General features: G+C 66.6%; 12 protein-coding genes. 6 read left to right on the top strand and 6 right to left on the bottom strand.

Annotated elements, in window-relative coordinates:
- Positions 1-12 precede the first annotated feature (12 nt).
- From rarD to ACWDTI_RS06230, 3 genes are all read left to right on the top strand, one after another.
- On the top strand, positions 13-996 hold the full coding sequence (rarD, locus tag ACWDTI_RS06240) for an EamA family transporter RarD (protein ID WP_449737174.1): 984 nt from the start codon (positions 13-15) through the stop codon (positions 994-996).
- Positions 997-1005: 9 nt separating this feature from the next.
- The gene (locus ACWDTI_RS06235) at positions 1006-1365 is read left to right on the top strand and encodes a HesB/IscA family protein (protein WP_449737173.1); all 360 of its coding nucleotides are present in this window, start codon (positions 1006-1008) and stop codon (positions 1363-1365) included.
- 135 nt (positions 1366-1500) lie between these two features.
- Entirely contained in the window at positions 1501-2472 is a 972-nt protein-coding gene (locus ACWDTI_RS06230) for a carbohydrate kinase family protein (RefSeq protein ID WP_449737172.1), read from the top strand.
- Between the two features lie 49 nt (positions 2473-2521).
- On the opposite strand, the gene asnB is transcribed toward ACWDTI_RS06230, so the two are convergent.
- Positions 2522-4447 (bottom strand): asparagine synthase (glutamine-hydrolyzing), encoded by a 1926-nt coding sequence (gene asnB / locus ACWDTI_RS06225; RefSeq protein ID WP_449737171.1) that lies wholly within the window; start codon positions 4445-4447, stop codon positions 2522-2524.
- A gap of 375 nt (positions 4448-4822) precedes the next feature.
- Here asnB and ctaC point away from each other — a divergent pair, with 375 nt between their 5' ends.
- Both ctaC and ACWDTI_RS06215 read left to right on the top strand, forming a co-directional pair.
- Positions 4823-5905 (top strand): aa3-type cytochrome oxidase subunit II, encoded by a 1083-nt coding sequence (ctaC, locus tag ACWDTI_RS06220; RefSeq protein WP_449737416.1) that lies wholly within the window; start codon positions 4823-4825, stop codon positions 5903-5905.
- Positions 5902-6318, top strand: coding sequence for a cytochrome c oxidase subunit 4 (locus ACWDTI_RS06215; protein ID WP_449737170.1), 417 nt, complete (start codon positions 5902-5904; stop codon positions 6316-6318). The genes ctaC and ACWDTI_RS06215 overlap by 4 nt, the downstream gene beginning before the upstream one ends.
- A 70-nt stretch (positions 6319-6388) precedes the next feature.
- On the opposite strand, the gene ACWDTI_RS06210 is transcribed toward ACWDTI_RS06215, so the two are convergent.
- The 5 genes from ACWDTI_RS06210 to ctaE all read right to left on the bottom strand — a co-directional run bounded on the left by ACWDTI_RS06210 (position 6389) and on the right by ctaE (position 12384).
- The gene (locus tag ACWDTI_RS06210; RefSeq protein ID WP_449737169.1) at positions 6389-7930 is read right to left on the bottom strand and encodes a bifunctional phosphatase PAP2/diacylglycerol kinase family protein; all 1542 of its coding nucleotides are present in this window, start codon (positions 7928-7930) and stop codon (positions 6389-6391) included.
- A gap of 99 nt (positions 7931-8029) precedes the next feature.
- Positions 8030-9649 carry a cytochrome bc1 complex cytochrome b subunit gene (qcrB, locus tag ACWDTI_RS06205; RefSeq protein WP_449737168.1) on the bottom strand — a complete coding sequence of 540 codons (1620 nt, stop codon included), beginning with the start codon at positions 9647-9649 and terminating at the stop codon, positions 8030-8032.
- On the bottom strand, positions 9646-10806 hold the full coding sequence (gene qcrA, locus ACWDTI_RS06200; protein ID WP_449737167.1) for a cytochrome bc1 complex Rieske iron-sulfur subunit: 1161 nt from the start codon (positions 10804-10806) through the stop codon (positions 9646-9648). Before qcrA ends, qcrB begins: the two co-directional genes overlap by 4 nt.
- A complete protein-coding gene (gene qcrC / locus ACWDTI_RS06195) occupies positions 10803-11708 on the bottom strand; it encodes a cytochrome bc1 complex diheme cytochrome c subunit (RefSeq protein WP_449737166.1) in 906 nt (301 codons plus the stop codon). The genes qcrA and qcrC overlap by 4 nt, the downstream gene beginning before the upstream one ends.
- Positions 11709-11772: 64 nt before the next feature.
- The gene (gene ctaE / locus ACWDTI_RS06190; RefSeq protein WP_449737165.1) at positions 11773-12384 is read right to left on the bottom strand and encodes an aa3-type cytochrome oxidase subunit III; all 612 of its coding nucleotides are present in this window, start codon (positions 12382-12384) and stop codon (positions 11773-11775) included.
- 138 nt (positions 12385-12522) lie between these two features.
- Here ctaE and ACWDTI_RS06185 point away from each other — a divergent pair, with 138 nt between their 5' ends.
- Positions 12523-13038, top strand: coding sequence for a hypothetical protein (locus ACWDTI_RS06185; protein WP_449737164.1), 516 nt, complete (start codon positions 12523-12525; stop codon positions 13036-13038).
- Positions 13039-13052 lie beyond the last annotated feature (14 nt).

Here is a 13052-nt window from a genome sequence, read left to right as displayed (position 1 = left end):
GATCGCACGTCCGTGACCGATCGTTCCGGTGAGGCGTCGCAACGTCTCATCGGCGCCGCCTACGCCGTCGGCGCCTACGTCCTGTGGGGATTCCTGCCGCTGTATTTCGTGCTGCTGGAACCCACCGGCCCGTGGGAGGTCGTCGCGTGGCGGGTGCTGCTGTCGCTGGTCTTCTACCTGATCGCCATCCCGATCGTCGGTGGCTGGCCGCGGTTGCGCGCGGTCACCCGGCAGCGGCGTCTGGTGCTGTGGACCGGCGTCGCGGGTGTCCTGATCTATCTGAACTGGCAGATCTTCCTGATCGCGACCCTGACCGGGCATGTCATCGAGATGAGTCTCGGATACTTCATCAACCCGATCGTCACCGTGCTGCTCGGCGTCACCGTGCTGCGCGAGCACCTCAGCCGGCTGCAGTGGCTGGCGGTGGGACTCGCCGCACTCGCCGCGCTGATCATCATCGTCGCCTACGGCGCGTTTCCCTGGCTGGCGCTCGGTGTGGCGTTCTCCTTCGGCTTCTACGGCCTGGTCAAGAAGCACATCGGACCGTCGGTGGACGTGCTGAGCGGACTGACCCTGGAGTCGTTGTGGCTCGCGCCGATCGCGATCGGGCTGCTGGTCGTCGTCGGCATGACGTCGGGCCTGACGATGGGCAGCGCGGGTGCCGGTCACGCGGTGCTGTTGTCGCTGGCCGGGGTGATCACCGCCGCACCACTGATGCTGTTCGCCGCCGGCGCGCGCCGGGTGCCGCTGACCGTGCTCGGCATCGCGCAGTTCATCACGCCGATCATGCAGCTGGTGATCGGTGTGTGGGTGCTCGGCGAGCCGATGCCGATCGAGCGGTGGATCGGCTTCGCGGTGGTGTGGCTGGCCCTGGCAGTGCTCACAGCCGATTCGCTGCTCGGCAGGAATAGACTGCGACGGGGTACCGTTGAGGACAGCACGTGGCCTGATCGCGGGGAGGATCCTGCGCGACGGCCGGCGAGTCGAGATACTTGAGGAGCATCGATGACCGTTCAGAACGAATCCGGAGCTGCCACCGAGACCGGTGTCATTCTGACCGACGCCGCCGCGGCCAAGGCCAAGGCGCTGCTCGACCAGGAGGGCCGCGACGATCTCTCGTTGCGTATCGCCGTCCAGCCCGGCGGATGCGCGGGATTGCGCTACCAGCTCTTTTTTGACGATCGCAGTCTTGACGGCGACGTCATCGCCGATTTCGGCGGCGTGAACCTCGCGGTGGACCGGATGAGTGCGCCCTACGTCCAGGGCGCGACCATCGACTTTGTCGACACCATCGAGAAGCAGGGTTTCACCATCGACAACCCGAACGCGACCGGCAGCTGCGCCTGCGGCGACTCGTTCAACTGACACCCTCCGCGCATTCACCTTTTGTTCGTCCGCTGACCGCACTCCCGACATCCGGGGGTGCGGTCAGCGGCGTCTGACGGGCTGGGTACCGTGAACAGCTGTCCGACCAGCCGAGTACGAAGGGGGCGTTCGCTCGTGGCGATCATTGTCTGTGGCTCCATCGCAACCGACCATCTGATGACCTTCCCGGGGAAGTTCTCCGAGCAGCTTCTCGGTGATCACCTCGAACACATCTCCCTGAGCTTCCTCGTCGAGGATCTGGTGGTGCGGCGCGGCGGCGTGGGCGGCAACATCTGCTATGCGATGGGTGAGCTGGGTGGCAGCCCGGTGCTGGTAGGCGCGGCAGGCGCCGATTTTCACGACTACCGGCAGTGGCTCGAGGCACACGGCGTCGACTGTCGTGCGGTGCGGATCTCCGAGACCCACCACACCGCACGCTTCATGTGCACCACCGACCAGACGATGGCCCAGCTGGCGACCTTCTACGCGGGAGCGATGAGCGAGGCGCGGGAGATCGCGCTCGGGAAGGTCATCGAGCAGACCGGCACGCCGGAACTCGTGCTGATCGGTGCCGACGACCCCGACGCCATGCTCCGCCACACCGCCGAATGCCGGGACCTGGGCATCCCGTTCGCGGCCGACCCGTCGCAGCAACTCGCGCGGCTCGACGGCGAGCAGGCCCGCGCCCTGATCGACGGCGCCACCTACCTGTTCACCAACGAATACGAGTGGGGTCTGCTGCGCCAGAAGACCGGGCTGAGCGAGGCGCAGATCGCCGAGCTGGTCGGGGTCCGCATCACCACGCTCGGCAAGGACGGGGTGGAGATCGTCGAGAAGGACGGCACCACGACCCGCGTCGCGGTGGTCCCGGAGACCGAGAAGGTCGACCCGACCGGCGTCGGCGACGGCTTCCGGGCCGGCTTCCTCACCGCGCTGGGCAACGGCCTCGGTTTCGAGCGTGCCGCCCAGGTCGGATCGATGGTCGCCGTGCTCGTCCTCGAAACCGTCTCCACCCAGGACTGGGTGTGGGACCGCGACCTGGCCCTCAAGCGCATCGCGGACGCGTACGGCGACGCGGCCGCCGCCGACATCGCGGCCGCCCTTTAGGCTGCTCCCGAACGCCACCACCTCGACAACCGGGGTGGTGGCGTTCGGATTACAGCCGGACCGGGTAGTGGTGGTCGGTGATGTCGGGGACGATCGACTTCTCGACGAAGATCCCGTGCCACACCATGAACATCAGCAGGGTCCAGAGGCGTCGGCTGTTGTCGACGACGCCGTCCCGGTGTTCGGTGAGCATCGTGACGATCGCGGCCTTGTCGAAGATGTGATCGGTCTGCGACGCCTCGATGGTCTGGTGCGCCCAGTCGTACATCTCGGGGCCGGCCAGCCAGTGACGGATGGGGACCGGGAATCCCAGTTTCTTCCGATGCAGCACATGCGCCGGAACGATCTGCTCGAGTGCCTTACGTAGGGCGTACTTGGTGGTGTTGTGGGCGATCTTCTCGTCGTAGGGGAGGGTTTCGGCGATCGCGAACACCTCGGGATCGAGGAACGGCACGCGCAGTTCGAGTGAGTTGGCCATCGTCATCTTGTCGGCCTTGACCAGGATGTCGCCGCGCAGCCAGGTGAACAGGTCGATGTGCTGCATGCGGGCGACCGGGTCCAGGCCCTCGGACATCGCGTAGATCGGGGCGGTCACGTCGGTGTGGGTCCACTCGGGCCGGTAGTCGCGCAACACCGCACGCAGTCGTGCGTCGTCGAAGCTGCGGGCGTTGCCGTAATAGCGTTCCTCGAGGGTCAGCGATCCGCGATGCAGCAGGCTCTTGCCACGCGTGCCCTCGGGGATGCGGTCCGACGCCCGTCCGGCGAGGCGTCGCAGCGTCGCGGGCAGGTGATCGAAGCCGCGCAGGGATAGGGGTTCCTTGTAGATGGTGTAGCCGCCGAACAACTCGTCGGCACCCTCACCCGACAGCACCACCTTGACGTGTTTGCGGGCTTCCTTGGCGACGAAATACAACGGAACGAGCGCCGGGTCGGCGACCGGGTCGTCGAGGTACCAGACGATCTCCGGGATCGCGGCGATGAACTCGTCGGGTTTGACGACCTTGACGATGTGGCGGGCGCCGATCGCCTCCGCCGATTCCACCGCGACGTCGATCTCCGAATACCCGTCACGCTCGAACCCGGTGGTGAACGTGATCAGGTCGGGGTTGTGGCGGATGGCCAGCGCGGCGATCGCCGTGGAGTCGATGCCGCCGGACAGGAACGATCCGACGGTCACGTCGGCGCGCATGTGCTTGGCCACCGAGTCGCTCAGCACCGCGGCGATCTCGTCGTAACGCCGCTGCCGGGTCGCCTCGGTCACCGGCCGCACACCGAAACGGGGGACGAAGTAGCGCTCGACAACCGGGTCGGCACCCGGCCGGATGGTCGCGTGGCAGCCGGATTCGAGCCGGCGGATCGCCGCGTGCAGCGTTTCGGGTTCCGGCACGTACTGCAGCACCGTGTAGTGCTCGATGGCCCGCGGGTCGAGTGCGTCGTCGAGTCCGAGGCGGCCGATCAGCTCCAGCAGGCTCTTCTTCTCGCTGCCGAACGCGGTTCCGCCGGGACCGGTCGCGATGAACAACGGCTTGATGCCGAACGGGTCCCGGGCGATGAACAGGCTGCGCTGCTCGGTGTCCCAGATCGCGAACGCGAACATGCCGCGAAGTCGTCGGACCGCATCCGGTCCCCAGTGGTGAAAGGCCGCGACGATCGCCTCGCCGTCGCCCTCGGTGTGGAACTGTGCGTCGGCCTCGCGGCGCAACTGATCGCGGATCTCGAGGTAGTTGTAGATCTCGCCGTTGAACACCAGCGCGTAACGGTCGGGGGTCTCGGGCGGACCCCAGCGCAGCGGCTGATGCGAATGCTCGATGTCGATGATCGACAGGCGGTTGAAGCCCAGGACCAGATCGCCGTCGTGCCATGTGCCGGGCTCGTCGGGGCCGCGGTGACGCATGCAGTGCGAGGCACCCGACACCAGGTCGACGGCGGTGGCCGCCGAACCATCCGACGTCAACAGACCCAGCAGTCCACACACGTTGAGCAGCCCTCACTCTCGACGAATACACGCGTTTGCCGCCGGGAGCGCACCGAGCGTGCCACTGCGCTTCCGACGGGTCGAGTATGCCTCAGACGAGCGGCGACGACCGAGCGTGGGCAGGCCCGACAGGGCGAGTCAAACCCCAATCACGAAAGCTTCGCCGTGTTGGTCTACGCTGCGTAGTACTAGGTGCAAGAATTGCCTTGGCGCAGGGTGAGAAATGTCCGGTGCCCGGCAAAGAAAGCACTGTGCGGGTCATGTGGCATGGCAACTCGGTCGGCACGGCGTGCCGCATCGAGCGAGCGGGAAGGCGTGAAATTGGCACACGGTGGACGGCCGCGGGCGCGAGGGCCCCGATCCGCATCGCGAGCGATCAAGCAGGTCGGCATAGTCGTCGCACTCGGTATCGGTGCGCTGCTCATGTCGGGTTGCGACGCACGTCAGGCGATGCGATTCGGCTGGCCGGCAGGCGTCACGCCCGAGGCCAAGAAGATGGGCGACCTGTGGACCTGGTCGGTCATCGCGGCGCTGATCATGGGCATTCTGGTGTGGGCGCTGATCTTCTGGGCCATCACCTTCCACCGGGCGACCAAGAAGCGCACGGCCGACGACGAGTTCCCGCGGCAGACCGCATACAACGTGCCCCTCGAGCTCGCCTACACCGCGATCCCGTTCGTCATCATCGCCGTCCTCTTCTACTTCACCGTCATCGTGCAGAACGACGTGGAGAAGAAGACCGACGACCCGAAGGTCGTCGTCGACGTGACCGCGTTCCAGTGGAACTGGAAGTTCGGCTACAAGACCGTCGAGTTCGCAGACGGTGCCAAGTACGACGGTTTCCAGCGGATGGGCAGTCCCTTCGACCTGCAGGTCAGCGAGCGTATCGAGCACGCGGGCGAGGAGATCGCCAAGCCCGGCCCGGCCGGCGGCCGTGACGACGATGTCCGCGACTACCTGACCTTCAACAAGATCGAGACGGTCGGTACCTCGACCGAGATCCCGATCCTGGTGCTGCCGATCGGCAAGCGCGTCCAGTTCGAGATCGCATCGGCCGACGTCGTGCACTCCTTCTGGGTGCCGGAGTTCCTGTTCAAGCGCGACGTGATGCCGTTCCCGAAGCAGAACCACACCGACAACGTCTTCCAGATCTCCAGCATCGACCGTCCCGGAGCGTTCGTCGGCCGGTGCGCGGAGATGTGCGGCACCTACCACTCGATGATGAACTTCGAGGTCAGGGCCGTCAGCGCGGACAAGTTCGACTCCTACATCCGCTACCGCGAGCGCAACCCGAACGCCACCAACGCCGAAGCACTGCAGGCGATCTGCGAGGTGCCGCATTCGGTGACGACGGTTCCGTTCGACACGCGCCGCAAGACCAACGGTGACACGCCGACGGATCTCGGCGACACCTACAACACGTCCCTGCAGGGCTGCACGGTGGGAGCCAACGGATGAAAATCGAAGCCCGGATCTTCGAACTGCTGACCGCGTTCTTCTTCCTCGCGGCCATCGTCTACACCCTGTTCACGGTGTTCTCGAGCAAGGGCGTCGAATGGGCCGGCGTCACCGCGCTGTTCTTCTCTGGCGGCCTGACCCTCATCGCCGGCACCTACTTCAGGTTCGTCGCGCGCCGCGTCGAGATCCGCCCGGAGGACTATGAGGACGCCGAGATCGAGGACGGCGCCGGCGAGCTCGGGTTCTTCAGCCCGCACTCGTGGTGGCCGATCCTGACCGCCGCCGGTGCGGCCATGTTCGCCGTCGGCTTCGCCACCGGCAACTTCTGGTTCGCCATCTTCTCCGCGCTGGTCATCGTCGGTACCGCCGCCGGTATGGTCTTCGAATACCACGTGGGCCCCGAAAAGCACTGATCGACAACATCTCTGGAAACGACGGCCACATCCGGTCCCCGGGTGTGGCCGTCGTCGTGATGCTTACCGGTTACGACGACGGCCGCGGCCGGTAGACGCGAAGCACCCGGTAGTCGGTCCGGAACGTCACGTCACGATAGGCCTCACCGAGTTCGCCGTCGTGGGCCACGACGACCGGCTCGTCGACCGCTGTGAAAGAGAACTCGGGGACGTGGAGTTCGTGGTAGAGCGGTGATCGCTCGAGACGGCCGGCGAGCAGTGCGCCGGCGAGCCGCAGTCCGGCGAACCGGTGTCCCCGTTCCAGGATGCGGACGTCGAGGAGCCCGTCGTCGATCCGCAGTCGGCGCGACGGCGCGAACCCGGCCGGCTGATACAGCGAGTTGCCGATCAGGAACAACGATGTCTCGAGCACATCCCCGTTGACCTCGATGCGCACGGGTGTGGTGCGCCGGAACGTCCGGATCAGCGCGGTCGCCGTGGCGAACGGTCGCCACAGCCGGTGCTCCAACCGGCTGCGCCTCCGCACGAAGTCCGGGTAGGCGCCGATGCTGGCGGTGTTGAGGATGATCTTGCGTTCGCCGGTCACCCGGACGACGTCGACACGGGTGACCTGTGCGTCGCGAACGGCGGACGCGGTGGCCGCGACGTCGGGCACGCCCAGGTCGCGGGCGAAGTGGTTGTAGGTGCCGGCGGCGAACACCGCCAACGGCAGATCGTGATCGAGGGCGATGCGAGCCGCGGTGGCCACGGTGCCGTCACCGCCCCCGACACCGAGCACCTCGGCCCGCGCGGCGGCCCAGGCCAGCAACTCCTCGATGTCGTCGTCCGGCCCGGTCTCGACGAGCTCGGCGTCGGGCAGCTCCCGGCGGATCTCGTCGATCACCCGTTTGCCGGTGCCCCCGCCGGACTCCGGATTCACCACGATGACCACACCGGCACCGGTCGGTCGCGGCTCGGCCGGGACGACCGCCGGTGCAGCGACGGCGATGGAATGCGTGCGGATCGGGGGCACCAACCGGGCACCGGCCACCGCGATGGTCGCGCCGATGCCGAACCCGGCGATCACGTCACCGGGGTAGTGGGCGCCGGTCGCCACCCGCGACAGCCCGACCAGCCCGGCGAGACCACCGAGAAGGAGGCCGGTCGGCGCGTGTTCGAGCCCGACACCGAGGGCGAACGCCGCCGCGCTGGCCGAATGGCCCGACGGCAGGGAATTGGAGGTGGGCAGCCGTCCGGAACGCCGCTCGAACGGCACCACTCCGGCGGCCGGACGTGGTCGGTTGCGCACCCGCTTGGCGATCTGGTTGGTGACCAGGCTGGTGACGGCCAGCGTCGCGAGACCGCGTGCCGCACCCCGCTGCAACTGCGGTTGTCCGCTGAGCGCCAGTCCACCGGCGATGGCCATCCACAGTTTCGAGTGATCGGCCGCGCGGGTCAGCGCGGGCATCGTCGCGTCGATCCCCGGGCTCGGCGAACGGGCGATGGTGTCGAAGATCTCGGCATCCAGCGTGCCGAGGCCGCGGGTGATCTCGCGTACGCCGGCGGACTCCCAGGTGGATCGGGCCCGGCCCAGGGAGCGCCGGGCGCGGATTCGACGACGATTGCTGCTCATGAACGTCCTTGTCCGATGGCGGTGGACTGGTTGTCAGACGACAATCGCCTGCCGTCGGTGCGGACGGCAGGCGATTGATGTCGATGATCCGGGGCGAGCTCAGTCGAACGGATTCCCGCCCTTGGCCTGCAGCTCGCGCAGGGCCCGCTTCTCGGCGCGCTCGTTCTCGTGCTCGACCTCGACGTTGCGGACCTGTTCTTCCGTCGGGTCCGCGAGCAGGATCGAACCGGTGCCCGGTGCGCCGGACGAGCCGAGCTTGTTCATCCGCTTCGGCAGGGCCGCACCCTCGTAGGGGAGAGGGATCGGGTGGCCGTGGTCGTCGACCGGGCCGAGCGGCTGGTGCACCTCGATGTACTCGCCCTGCGGCAGCCGCTTGATGATGCCCGTCTCGATGCCGTGCGCAAGGACCTGCCGGTCACTGCGCTGCAGTGCCAGCGCCCAGCGGTAGGCGATGAAGTAGGCCAGCGGCGGCACCACGATCAAACCGATGCGGCCCATCCACGTCGTCGCGTTCAGCGATATGTGGAACCGGTAGGCGATGATGTCGTTCATGCACGACAGCGTCAGGATGATGTAGAACGACAACGCCATGGCGCCGATCGCGGTGCGCACCGGGGTGTCGCGCGGACGCTGCAGCAGGTTGTGGTGTGCGTCGTCGCCGGTCAGGCGTTTCTCGATCCACGGGTAGGAGAACATCAGGGCGAACATGATCGTGATGATCACGACGACCCAGAAGATCGCGGGAATCGTGTACCGGCCGAGGTAGAGCTCCCAGGGCGGCATCAGACGGGCCAGGCCGTCGGTCCACATCATGTAGATGTCGGGCTGCGAACCGGCCGACACGTGCGCCGGGTTGTACGGTCCGAGCACCCACACCGGGTTGATCTGGAAGATGCCGGCCATCATCGCCACCACACCGGTCGTGACGGCGAAGAACGCGCCGGACTTGACGGCGAACACCGGGAGGATGCGGACGCCGACGACGTTCTTCTCGGTGCGGCCCGGGCCGGGGAACTGGGTGTGCTTCTGATACCAGACCAGCGCGAGGTGCGCGCCGATCAGCGCCAGGATGATGCCCGGGAACAGCAGGATGTGCAGCACGTACATGCGCGGGATGATGATGTCGCCGGGGAACTGACCCCCGAACAGCGCCCAGTGCAACCAGGTGCCGATCAGCGGGATGCCGAGCACGATGCCGCTCATCGCGGCGCGGACGCCGGTGCCCGACAGCAGGTCGTCGGGGAGCGAGTAGCCGAAGAAGCCCTCGAACATCGCCAGGATCAGCAGCAGGCAGCCGATGATCCAGTTGGCCTCGCGCGGACGGCGGAACGCACCGGTGAAGAAGATGCGCATCATGTGGACGATGATCGACGCGGCGAACAACAGTGCCGCCCAGTGGTGGACCTGGCGTACGAACAGGCCGCCGCGCACCTCGAACGAGATGTTCAGGGTGGTCTCGTAGGCACGGGTCATCATCACGCCGTTGAGCGGCTGGTAGGCGCCGTTGTAGACGACCTCCTGCATCGACGGATCGAAGAAGAGGGTCAGGTAGACACCGGAGATCAGCAGGATGATGAAGCTGTACAGCGCGATCTCACCCAGCAGGAACGACCAGTGGGTGGGGAACACCTTGTTGATCTGGCGCCGGATGCCCGGTGACAGGTGGTAGCGAGAGTCGATCTCCTCGCCCTGCTTGGCAAGACGGTCGGCCATGGTCATGATCTACGCTCCCAGAATGCCGGTCCGACGGGCTCGATGTAGTCGCCTGCGGCGACCATGTACCCCTGATTGTTCACCGTGATCGGCAGCTGTGCCAGTGCGCGCGCGGCCGGACCGAACAGCGGTTTGGCGTATTCGAGCGCATCGAACTGCGACTGGTGGCACGGGCACAGGATGCGGTTGGTCCGCTGCTCGTACAGCGAGGTCGGGCATCCGAGGTGGCTGCAGACCTTGGTGTAGGCGAAGTAGTCGCCGTAGTTGAAGCTCTCCTGACCCTTGCGCTTGATGGCGCGGGCGGCGTCCTCGGGACGCAGACGGATCAGCATCACCGGATTGCTGACGTAGCGCAGGCCCTCGATGAGCTTGTGCCGCGACTCCTCGGTCTCGCCGTAGCCGTCGGATTCGCGCCACGGGAACACCGTCTCCATGGCGCCGGCGTCGAGATCCTCCGGCCGCACCAGGGCGACCTGGTAGGGGTTGCCGGTGTCGCGGCGCAGGAAGATGGTCTCGTTCGGGTCGCTGGGCGGGTTGTAGATGGGTGACCATCCGGTGTGCCAGAGCGCCGACTTCTCCCGCTGGGCCCACGGGTTCTTGATGAACCCGCCGACGCCCGCGATCAGCCCGGTGAACGCGAACGCGCCCAGACCGAAGGCCGCGGACCCGATGATCATCTTGCGGCGCGGCAGCGTCGAGGTGGTCAGCGAGTCGTCGAGTTCGGCCGCGATCGTCTTCTTGTCCACCTCCGACGACCCGCCGTCGTGGCGGTCCTGTACGGAGATCTCCGACGGGATGAACTTCTTGGTGAACAACACCATGCCGATGCCGATGGACAGCACCGACAGACCGAAGGTGATACCCAGCAGCGGGGTGTTCAGGGTGTAGCGCCAGTAGTCGGCCGAATCGGGGAGCGCGAACTCCCAGTGATTCCAGATGAAGATGACGAAGCAGGCGAGCGCGGAGATGCCCGCGATCGTGAACCAGATCGCGACCTGGCGTTCGGCACGTTTCTCGACGCCGGAACCCGGCTCCGGGAACCGCTCGGCGCGATGGATGATCTCCACGCCATCGAGGTTGGTGCCGAGCTTGACCAGCTCGTCCTTGCTCATCTGATCGAGTTCGTCCTGCGACGGACCGTCATTACCGCCGGTTGCACTCATGTCCGTGATCCCATCCACATCGCAGCGGCGACGATCGCCACGACTCCGATTACCCACATCACCATGCCCTCGCTGACCGGGCCGAAGCCGCCGATCCCGAGTCCGCCCTGCGGCTTGGATTCGGTGACGTACTTGATGAAGCCGATGATGTCCTTCTTCTCGTCCAGCGAGAGCTGACGGTTGGAGAACTTCGGCATGTTCTGCGGCCCGGTGAGCATCGCGGTGTAGATCTGCTGCTCCTCGACGTGGCTCAGCGTCGGGGCGAACTTGCCCGACGAGAGCGCGCCGCCACGACCGGTGAAGTTGTGGCAGGAGGCGCAGTTGAGGCGGAACAGCTCGCTGCCGCGGCCGATGTTGTCACCGCGCAGGGACTCCTGCGCCAGCACCGGCAGGCCGTCCTCCATCTTCACCGAACCATCGGGGTTACGTTCGTAGATGACCTGCGGTCCGCCGCCCTGGGACTGCACGTAGGCGCCGAGCTGGTCGATCTGCGCCTGGGTGAACTTCGGGGGCTTCCGCTGGGCCTGGGCCTCGCCGCGGGCGGCGGGCATCCGGCCGGTGGAGACCTGGAAGTACACGGCCGCGTCACCGACACCGAGCAGCGACGGTCCGCGGTCCTGCACACCCTGCAGATTCGCACCGTGGCAGGTGATGCAGGAGGTCTCGTAGAGCTTCTTGCCGTCGGCGATGAGCGCGGCGTTCGACTCGTCGGCGACCGCGACCTGAGGCTTGGGGGTCAGGATCGAGGCGAGCACCCCGGCGGTTAGCAGGCCGACGAACAGCAGAAGCATGCCGCCGGCGCGGCGGCGCAGCTTGCGGCGGGATTTCGCCTTACGTGCGCGGGTCTGGCCGGCGTCGACGCCGTCGTCGCTATCCGACGATCGCGGTGGAGATGAACTCATCTGTGACTCTCTACTAAGCGGACGGACTGGTGTGCTGTTGTACAGGCGGGTCATCCCGCGGTGACTACCTGATGAAGTAGATGGTGACGAAGAGGCCAATCCAGACGATGTCGACGAAGTGCCAGTAATAGGACACGACGATCGCCGCGGTGGCCTGCGCCGGGGTGAACTTGGAGAGTTTGGTGCGGATCAGCAGGAAGATGAACGCCACCAGACCGCCGATCACGTGCAGGCCGTGGAAACCGGTGGCCATGTAGAAGGCCGAACCGTAGGCCGACGAGCTGATCGTGGTGCCCTCTTGGACGAGGTGGTAGTACTCATAGCCCTGACCGGCGACGAAGAACGAGCCCATCAGGAACGTGAGGACGTACCAGCGGCGCAGACCGAAGACGTCGCCGCGCTCGGCCGCGAACACACCCATCTGACAGGTCACCGACGACAGGATCAGGACCGTGGTCACCGGGATCGCAAGCGCCAGGTTCAGCTCGGTGGGCTCCGGTGGCCATCCGATCGCCGAGTTGGCCCGCGCGACGAAGTACATCGCGAAGAGTCCAGCGAAGAACATGAGCTCACTCGACAGCCACACGATGGTGCCGACGCTGACCATGTTGGGACGGTTCAGCGAGTGCACGCGCGAGGTGATGGCTGTTCCTGAGGTACCTACCGCGCTAGTCACAAAGTGAAGTATGACGGTTCGTAGTAAGCGCTGACCACTTGGGTCGCGAAATTGCCGGAACTATTTCTCCCTCCCCAGGTCCGGACGGTACTTCAGGGTGTTCCGGCGTGTCCCGGATGCGTGATTACCTTGTCTCTCGTGGAGCAACGGGACATCAACGGGCGCCCGGTGGCACCGGGGCGATGGGCGCGCCTGCGGGAGCGGCTGGGCGGTGGCCCGGGTGACGGTGGGATCGACGTCGCCGACACCGGTCTGATCGTCGTCGCCGAATCCGTCGACGACGCCGCCGCGAGTTCGACGGTGCTCGCCGCGTCGGCGTGGCGACCGGAGGATCAGGTCGTGTTGCGTCACGCGCTGCGGCTGCCCGCCGATCGGGTGGCCGACGCGGTGGCGACGGCCGGGCTCGACGAGTACCGGAGAGTGGACACGCCGGCTCATCCCTTCCCGGACACCGGCGCATCCGGAGAATCCGTTGCGTTCGGCGCATCCGGCGTCTCCGGCGCATCCGGGTCCGACGTCGTCGTCGTGCTCGCCCGGGTGCAGCTGCTCGATGCCGTCCACCTCTCGCAGGAACGGTCGCGGATGGCCAGCCTCGGGTCGCGCCACGGCGGATCGGTGATCGGGTGGCAGATCCTGCAGCGTCCACCGGGCTGACGGCCGAGCCGCCG

This window comes from Gordonia sp. NPDC003424 (assembly GCF_053588655.1).
Note: the sequence above shows the minus strand (reverse complement) of the source record. Positions and strands in the feature narration are given on the sequence as shown.

Excerpts from the sequence above, each read along its gene's own strand:
- qcrA (WP_449737167.1), bottom strand. The coding sequence starts at position 10,806 with ATGAGTGCAACCGGCGGTAATGACGGTCCGTCGCAGGACGAACTCGAT.
- qcrB (WP_449737168.1), bottom strand. The coding sequence starts at position 9,649 with ATGACCATGGCCGACCGTCTTGCCAAGCAGGGCGAGGAGATCGACTCT.
- ACWDTI_RS06210 (WP_449737169.1), bottom strand. The coding sequence starts at position 7,930 with ATGAGCAGCAATCGTCGTCGAATCCGCGCCCGGCGCTCCCTGGGCCGG.
- qcrC (WP_449737166.1), bottom strand. The coding sequence starts at position 11,708 with ATGAGTTCATCTCCACCGCGATCGTCGGATAGCGACGACGGCGTCGAC.
- ACWDTI_RS06235 (WP_449737173.1), top strand. The coding sequence starts at position 1,006 with ATGACCGTTCAGAACGAATCCGGAGCTGCCACCGAGACCGGTGTCATT.
- ACWDTI_RS06215 (WP_449737170.1), top strand. The coding sequence starts at position 5,902 with ATGAAAATCGAAGCCCGGATCTTCGAACTGCTGACCGCGTTCTTCTTC.